This window comes from Bradyrhizobium sp. (genome assembly GCF_030693485.1).
Taxonomy (GTDB): Bacteria; Pseudomonadota; Alphaproteobacteria; order Rhizobiales; family Xanthobacteraceae; genus Bradyrhizobium.
In genome coordinates this window covers 22144-30203 of record NZ_JAUYAN010000014.1, presented here as the reverse complement: position 1 = coordinate 30203, position 8060 = coordinate 22144, and the positions used below count along the sequence as shown (strand labels likewise).

At 64.1% G+C, this 8060-nt stretch carries 6 protein-coding genes; 4 read left to right on the top strand and 2 right to left on the bottom strand.

The genetic code is table 11. The features are described from left to right. On the bottom strand, positions 1-1000 hold a 1000-nt coding region (locus Q8N40_RS01510; protein ID WP_305710547.1), incomplete at its 3' end, for an Enamidase. A gap of 158 nt (positions 1001-1158) precedes the next feature. Here Q8N40_RS01510 and Q8N40_RS01505 point away from each other — a divergent pair. Next, positions 1159-1932, top strand: coding sequence for a ferredoxin--NADP reductase (locus tag Q8N40_RS01505; protein WP_305710546.1), 774 nt, complete (start codon positions 1159-1161; stop codon positions 1930-1932). A 225-nt stretch (positions 1933-2157) separates the two neighbouring features. Here the strand turns inward: Q8N40_RS01505 and Q8N40_RS01500 are convergent, their stop codons facing one another. Next, positions 2158-3060 (bottom strand): NAD(P)-dependent oxidoreductase, encoded by a 903-nt coding sequence (locus tag Q8N40_RS01500; protein WP_305710545.1) that lies wholly within the window; start codon positions 3058-3060, stop codon positions 2158-2160. A 168-nt stretch (positions 3061-3228) separates the two neighbouring features. On the opposite strand from Q8N40_RS01500, the gene Q8N40_RS01495 reads away from it, so the two are divergent. From Q8N40_RS01495 to Q8N40_RS01485, 3 genes are all read left to right on the top strand, one after another. Beyond that, positions 3229-4215, top strand: a complete 987-nt coding sequence (locus tag Q8N40_RS01495) for an ABC transporter substrate-binding protein (protein WP_305710544.1) — start codon at positions 3229-3231, stop codon at positions 4213-4215. 215 nt (positions 4216-4430) lie between these two features. Beyond that, on the top strand, positions 4431-6125 hold the full coding sequence (gene ilvD, locus Q8N40_RS01490) for a dihydroxy-acid dehydratase (RefSeq protein WP_305710543.1): 1695 nt from the start codon (positions 4431-4433) through the stop codon (positions 6123-6125). Positions 6126-6268: 143 nt separating this feature from the next. Then, on the top strand, positions 6269-8053 hold the full coding sequence (locus Q8N40_RS01485; protein WP_305710542.1) for a caspase family protein: 1785 nt from the start codon (positions 6269-6271) through the stop codon (positions 8051-8053). The last annotated feature ends 7 nt before the right edge of the window (positions 8054-8060 follow it).

Here is an 8060-nt window from a genome sequence, read left to right as displayed (position 1 = left end):
GGCCGCAGTCGAGTTCGCGCATCCGCGCGGTGTTGCCGGTGGCGAAGCAGAACGCCAGTTCGGCGGGCACGTCGCCGAGCGACGACAGCATCGACACCATGCGTAAAATTCCGAGTGGCTGCACGCCGGAGCCGGCCGGCGAATCGGTGCCGAGGATGACGCGGTTGAGGTCGCCCATGTCGCGCGCGATCCGCAACGTGTAGAGCGCCGAGCGCTCATTGCCGTTGTGCACCAGTTCGAGGCCACGCTTGCAGCCCTCGCAGATGCAGCGGATCTCGTCGTCGGGCAGGGCGGTGTGGCCGCCATTGATATGGCCGATCACGTCGGTGTCGGCCTCCAGCACCACGTCGGCGCCGATCAGGCCGGAGCCGGGGATCGACGGGCCGCCGGTGTGAATGGTGCTCTGGATGCCGTATTTGCGCGCCCATCCCACCATCTTGCGCGCGGTCGCGCCGTCCTTGACGCCGCCGAGCCCGACTTCGCCGAGCAGTTTGACTCCCGCCGCGGCCAATTCCCTGAAATCCTCCTCGACCATCTCGCATTCGATCACAGGCGCGCCGGCATGCACCTTCACGCCGCCGGGCCGGAGCGTCCAGAACGAGCGCTGCGCGAAGATCGCCATCGCCTTGAGGCCGACCACGTCGCGCGGCCGGCCGGGCATGTGAACCTCGCCGGCGGAAATCATGGTGGTGACGCCGCCATGCAGAAAACTGTCGATCCAGCCGATCTGGTTTTGCCGCGGGGTCCAGTCGCCGGCGACGGGATGCACATGGCTGTCGATCAGGCCGGGCGCCACGGTAGTGCCCATGGCGTCGACGACCGTGGTGGCGCCCTCGGTGTCGACATCCCCGGCCTTGCCGATCGCGGTGATCCTGCCGTTGACGGCGACGATGGTGTCGGCATCCAGGATCGGCTTTTCCAGCGCGCCCGAGAGCAGCAGCCCGATATTGCGGATCAACAGTTTGGTCGGGCCGGCGGCCTGGGGGGCGTCGTGAGCCATGGGTTTTTCCTTTTCGTTCAATGCCTTCGCTGGGCCGCTGGCGCCATCTTGCCCGCGCCTTGACGCCGGGATCAAGCCGGATTATTCATTCGTATACGAATGAATGTATACAAATGAATTGAGCGGCACAATCGGCCCTCCGGCGCGGGATCGGCAAGATGAGCAACTTCAATCAGGAAAGCGTCCTCAGCGTCCATCACTGGACCGACACGCTGTTCTCCTTCACCACCACCCGCGATCCCTCGTTCCGTTTCCGCAACGGCGAGTTCACCATGATCGGGCTCAGGGTCGGCGAGAAGCCGCTGCTGCGCGCCTACAGCGTCGCCAGCGCCAATTACGAGGACCGGCTGGAATTCTTCTCGATCAAGGTGCCGGACGGCCCGCTGACCTCGCGGCTGCAGCACCTGAGAGAGGGCGACGAGATCATCGTCAGCCGCAAGGCCACCGGCACGCTGGTCATCGACAATCTCGAAGACGGCCGCAATCTCTATCTGATCGGCACCGGCACCGGGCTGGCGCCGTTCCTCAGCGTGATCAAGGATCCCGAGACCTACGATCGGTTCGAAAAGGTGGTGCTGCTGCATGGCTGCCGCCGCGTCGCCGAGCTCGCCTATGGCGAGATGATCACGGAAAAACTGCCGAACGACGAGTTGATCGGCGAACTCGTCCGCAGCCAGCTGATCTATTATCCGACCGTGACCCGCGATCCCTTCCGCAACCGCGGCCGCATCACCGACCTGATCGGTTCGGGCAAGCTGTTCAGCGATATCGGCCTCGCCGCGCTGGAGTCGGCACATGACCGCATCATGATCTGCGGTAGCCCGGCGCTGGTGCACGACACCCGCGCGCTGCTGTCGGCCAGGGGCTTTGTCGAGGGCAATCACGGCGAGCCCGGCCAGTTCGTGGTAGAGAAGGCGTTTGCGGAACGGTAGGATCGCGCTTGCCTCGTCCGATTTGCGAGGGGTCGGCGTACTATATCTTGTGGCGGGATACGTCCCGCCAGTCTAGCCGTTCTGTACATGGGGTTGTTTTAGCAATTTTTTTCAGACCCATCAGCCGTCATTGCGAGGAGCGCTTGCGACGAAGCAATCCAGCTTTCTATCCGTTGCAAGAAAACCGGATTGCTTCACTGCGCTCGCAATGACGATCTTTGGGTCTCATTCCTTCCTTTTCTCCGACAGCTTGTAGATCTCCAGCGCATCGGCATCCGCGCCGCGCGCGGCCTTCGCCATCCTGAACAGTTGCGCGGCCAGCGCCGTCATCGGCACCGGCGTCGAGGTGTCGTGCGCCACCTCGACCACGGTATCGAGGTCCTTCAGGATGCTGGCGATATGGCCGAGCGGCGGCGAGTGAATGCCCTGCGCCATGCGCGGCACGAACAATTGCAGCGGAATGGAATCGGCAAAGCCGCCGGCCAATGCCTCCGGCAGCTTTGAGGCGTCGATCCCGGCATTGCTGGCGAGCCGCGTCGCCTCCGCCAGCACCGCCATGCTGCATCCGGAAATGATCTGGTTGCACAGCTTGGTGGTCTGGCCGGCGCCGGTCGGCCCCATATGCGTCAGCCGCCGCGCCATCGCCAGCACATAGGGCCGCACCCGCTCGATATCGGCGGCATCGCCGCCGGCCATCACCGCCAGCGTGCCTTCCTCGGCGCCTTTGGTGCCGCCGGAAACCGGCGCATCGATCCAGCCCATGCCGTTGGCTTGCTTCAGTCGCGCCGCGATCGCGCGCGCCGCATCGGGATGGATCGAGGAGAAGTCGACTGCGAGTTTGCCGGCGCCATCGGTGCCAGCCAGGCCGTCGGGACCGAACACCACTTGCTCCACGGCGGAAGCATCGAGCAGGCACATGAAAATAATGTCGGCTTTCGTTGCGACTTCGCGCGGCGTAGCGGCGGGTGCCGCGCCGGCCTCGACAAGTCCGGCGACTTTGCCGGGGGACCGGTTCCAGACCGTGACGTCGTGGCCTGCGTTCAGCAGCCGCCGCGTCATCGGAATTCCCATCAGGCCGAGCCCGAGATAACCGAGTTTTTCGGTCTGCGGTCCGCTTGCCTTGTCCATTCCGTTTCTCCTGCCTCCATCTCGGGCGCGTTGCCCGGTCAGCGCGCTCTACCATGGATTTCTCCATCGCACCGCACCGACGGATTTCCGGCGGCTTGCCTGATCATTTGAACCATGAAAGGCTTGGCGCAGTCAGTGGCGGCTGCGTCAGGGAAAAATGGAGTGGGGATGATGCGGGTATCTTCGAAATGGATCTTGGCGGCGGGCGCGGTGGCGGCCGTGATGGCCGGCGTCAGCGCAGCACAGGCGCAAACCACCATCCGCGTCGGCTGGACCATCCCGGCCGAGGAGTCGAAATACTGGATGATGCGCCGGCCGGCGGAATTTCCCAGCCTCGGCAAGGACTACAAGGTTGAATGGACGCAATTCCAGGGCACCGCGCCGATGACGCAGGCGCTGGCTGCCGGCGCGCTCGACTGCGCCACCCAGGCGGTGCTGTCGCTGTCGAACGGCGTGGTCGGCGGCGGCCTGAAAGCCTACATCGTGGCCCAGCATGTGTTCGAAAAGCCCGGCGGCTTCTCGGTGTATTGGGCGGTGAAGGACGATTCCCCGATCAAGACCATCGCCGATCTCAAGGGCAAGACCATTGGTATTTCGGTGATCGGCGGCGGCACCCAGGGGCCGTTCAACATGCTGCTGAAAAAGAACGGGCTCGACCCGGCCACGGACGTCAAGCTGGTCGAGGTCGGCTTCGCGGTGTCCGAAGACGCGCTGCGCCAGGGCCGCGTCGATGCCGTCAACATGAACCAGCCCTTCGCGGCGCGCGCCGAGGCCAAGGGCGGCACAAGAAAACTGTTTGCGCTGTCCGAGGCGATGCCCAACATCGTGCACATTCTGGAAGCGTGCCGGGCCGACTTCGTCGACAAGAATCCGGATGCCGTCAAGGCCTATGTCAAAGACATCACCGCCGGCATGAAAAAGGCGCTGGCCAATCGCGAGGAAACGCTGAAGGTTGTTTCCGAACAGCTGAAGGCGCCGATCCCGGTGCTGGAATCCTATCTGCTCAAGGACAATGATTTCGGCCGGGATCCCGGCGCCGCGCCAAACTTCCAGGCGATGCAGAAGATGCTCGACATCTATGCCGAGACCGGAATGCTGCCCAAGCTCGACGTCATGCAGTTCAAGCACCCGACCATCGTCGCGCCGCTGCAGTAGGGGCGAGACACCATCCAATTGTCGCCCTTTCTTGCCCTCTCCCCTTGTGGGAGAGGGTGGCTGCGATGCGAAGCATCGCAGACGGGTGAGGGGTCTGCATCCGCGGATGGAAACCCCTCATCCGGCGCGGACTGCGTCTGCGCCACCTTCTCCCACAAGGGGAGAAGGGAAGAGCGCCGTGTTCGCGAGATCTATATCTTACGAAAGAGCACCCCATGAAAAAGCCGCGATCCCGCGTGACGACCGATGGCCTCGATCGTGCGCCGCACCGCGCCTTCATGCGCGCGATGGGGCTCGACGACGCCGCGATTGCAAAGCCGATGATCGGCGTCGTCAGCATGAAGGGCGAGCAGACGCCCTGCAACATGACCCATGATTTCCAGGTCGACGCCGCCAAGGCGGGAATCGCCGAGGCCGGCGGCACGCCGCGCGAATTCACCACCATTTCGGTGTCCGACGGCATCAGCATGAACCACGAGGGCATGAAGTTCTCGCTGGTGTCGCGCGAGCTGATCGCCGACTCGATCGAGGCCGTGGTCCATGGTCTTGCCTATGACGCCCTGATCGGCTTCGGCGGCTGCGACAAGACGCTGCCCGGCGTCATGATGGGCATGATCCGCTGCAACGTGCCGTCGATCTTCATCTATGGCGGCAGCGCGCTGCCTGGAAGGTTCGAGGGCAAAACCCTCACGGTGCTGGATTCCTACGAGGCGGTCGGCGGTTTCATGACCGGCGAGATCGATGCGGCGACGCTGGAAGGCATTGAGCGGTCATGCCTGCCGACCGTCGGCGCCTGCGCCGGCCAGTTCACCGCCAACACCATGGCGATGGTGTCGGAGGCGATGGGGCTGACCATGCCCAACGTCTCGATGGTGCCGGGCGTCTATGCCGAGCGCGCGCGGATCGCGCGCCAGGCCGGGCGGCTGGTGATGCAGATGCTGGCGCGCGGCGGACCGCTGCCGCGCGAGATCGTGACACGCAAGGCGCTGGAGAATGGTGCGGCCATCGTCGCCGCCACCGGCGGGTCGACCAACGCCGCCCTGCATCTGCCGGCGCTCGCCAACGAGGCCGGCATCGCCTTCACGCTGGACGATGTCGGCGAGGTGTTTGCCCGCACGCCGCTGATCGGCAATCTGCGCCCCGGCGGCAAATACACCGCCAAGGATGTCTACGATATCGGCGGCACCGCGGTGGTGATCCGCGCGCTGCTCGAAAGCGGCCACATCGACGGTTCCTGCCTGACGATATCGGGCCGCACCATCGCGGAAGAATATGGCGGGGCCAATGCGCCCGACGGCGAGATCATCTACAGCACGGCCAGGCCGATCATGCCCGACGGCGGCGTCGCGGTGCTCAAGGGCAATCTCTGCCCCGACGGCGCGGTCATCAAGGTGGCGGGCCTGAAGAGCCTGGTGTTCGAAGGATCGGCGCGGGTATTCGAGGACGAGGAACATTGCGTCGACGCCGTCCGCAACCGGAAATACGCCGCCGGCGATGTGCTGGTGATCCGCAACGAAGGCCCGGTCGGCGGGCCCGGCATGCGCGAGATGCTCGGCGTCACCGCGCTGATCTACGGGCAGGGCATGGGCGAGAAGGTCGCCCTCATCACCGACGGCCGGTTTTCCGGCGCGACCCGGGGCATGTGCATCGGCTATGTCTCGCCCGAAGCCTTCATCGGCGGCCCGCTGGCGCTGGTGCGGGAGGGCGACCGCATCCGGATCGACGCCGCCGCGCGCCAGATGGACCTCCTGATCGGCGACACCGAATTCGCGGCGCGGCGGCAGGCCTGGAAACAGCGTCCCCCGCGGCATCGCGCCGGGACGCTTGCAAAGTACGCCCGGCTGGTCGGCCAGGCCCCCGGCGGCGCCGTCACCCATGACGGGGCGGCAGAATGGCCTTGGTTCGATTAGGCCATGGCGGCGTGAGTTTTCGGCGCTAGTCTAATATCCGTAGCGTGTATTTGACTGTGTGATGAAAATCACAGAGCCGCTCGAACATTGCGATCATTGGATCGAATGATAGGGTGGTCCGATTGTCGATTTGGAATTTCATGATGCGCCGCATTCTGGGGGGCTTCATTTTAATGTTTGGGTTGACCGCGCTTCTCGGCCAACCTGCGCTGGCTGAGAAGCGCGTTGCGCTGGTGATCGGCATCTCAAAGTATCAGTCGGTCCCTCGATTGGTGAACCCGGCGAGAGACGCGGACGCAATGAGAGCGTTGTTCAGGCAAGCCGGCTTTGATGTCATTGAAAGTGGTCGCGACCTCGGAATTTCCGACCTTCGCAGGTCCATTCGCCAGTTCTCCGACATTTCCCGCGATGCTGATATTTCAGTCGTCTATTACGCCGGACATGGCATCGAGGTTGACGGTACGAACTACCTGGTGCCGGCAGATGCAAAACTGGTGAGCGATTTCGACGTCGAGGATGAAACGTTATCGCTCGATCGGGTTTTGAGAGCTCTCGATGGCGCCAAGCGACTGAAGCTGGTCATTCTCGACGCCTGCCGCGATAACCCGTTTGCAAAGACCATGAAACGCAGTGTGAGTACCCGTTCCATCGGACGCGGGCTTGCGAAGATCGAACCTTCGATGTCCGACACGCTCGTCGCGTTCGCAGCCAAGGCTGGCGCGGTGGCGAACGATGGCGACGGAGAAAACAGCCCTTTCGCTTCCGCGCTGGTCAAATACATTGCCGAGCCGGGACTGGATCTCCGGCTGGCGTTCGGTCGCGTCCGCGATGACGTCCTGAAGAGTACCGCGTATCGCCAGGAACCATTCGTTTACGGCTCATTGGGCGGGGAGACAGTGTCCCTGGTGCCGCAAAAATCGAAGCCCGTCGATCCCGAAGCCGCCGCCCGGACCGACTATGAACTCGCCGCCCAGATCGGCACCCGTCAGGCATGGGATTCATTCCTGGCCGCCCACGGCAGCGGACTGTACGCCGATCTGGCGCGTGCGCAGACCAGCAAGCTGATCGCGGCGGAGCAGATGCGCGCCAGGGCCGACGAGGCGCGACGGGACGCCGAGGCACAGGCTGCCAGGAAGGCCGAGGATTTCCGCAATCAGTTGGAGGAGCAAACCGCGCGTCAAACCTCCGACGCGAAGCAGAAAATCTCGGAGCAGGCCAGGAAGGAACTGGACGAGGCGCGGCGTCAGGTTGCGGAGCATGCAAAAAAGCAGCTGGAAGAGGCCAAGCGCCAGGTCGAGATCGCGCGGCAGGATGCGGAAGCCGCGCGGCGCCAGGTCGAGGAAGCCAAACGCCAGGCCGTTGCCGATGCGCAAAAGCTGGTCGAGCAGGCCAAACGCGAGGCGGCGCTGGAGCGAGACAAGATCGCCGCGCTGTCACCGCCCGCCAACGCTCCCGGCACTGCCGTCGTGCCGACTGCCCCGCCAATGGATCAAGCCGATATTGCGCGGCTGCTGCAGGCCCATCTCAAGCGTGTCGGATGCGATCCGGGTAATGTCGATGGAAGCTGGAACGATGCCTCAAAAGGCGCTCTCGAGCAGTTCAACAAGAATGCCCAGGCCAAACTGAATGTCCAGGTGGCGAGTTTGGATGCTCTCGATCAGGTCCGCAGCAAGACCGAGCGGGTATGTCCGCTCGCTTGCAAGAAAGGCCAGCGCGCCGATGGCGACCGATGTATTCAAATCGGCTGCGACAGCGGTTCTTTCCTGAACTCCAGCGGAGCTTGCGAGAAAAAGCCTGAAGCGGCGGCCAGGCCGCAGTCCGCGACGCGCCGCGAGCCGGCGGCTCGCGAGCCTGCGGCGCGCCGCCCTGCATCGGGCGGAGGTGGCGGCAAGTGCTTTACGTTCAGCGGCAAGACCTATTGTGAATGAGACCGGT

Coding starts and splice junctions, on each gene's coding strand:
- ilvD (WP_305710543.1), top strand. CDS start 4,431: ATGAAAAAGCCGCGATCCCGCGTGACGACCGATGGCCTCGATCGTGCG.
- Q8N40_RS01485 (WP_305710542.1), top strand. CDS start 6,269: ATGCGCCGCATTCTGGGGGGCTTCATTTTAATGTTTGGGTTGACCGCG.
- Q8N40_RS01500 (WP_305710545.1), bottom strand. CDS start 3,060: ATGGACAAGGCAAGCGGACCGCAGACCGAAAAACTCGGTTATCTCGGG.
- Q8N40_RS01505 (WP_305710546.1), top strand. CDS start 1,159: ATGAGCAACTTCAATCAGGAAAGCGTCCTCAGCGTCCATCACTGGACC.
- Q8N40_RS01495 (WP_305710544.1), top strand. CDS start 3,229: ATGATGCGGGTATCTTCGAAATGGATCTTGGCGGCGGGCGCGGTGGCG.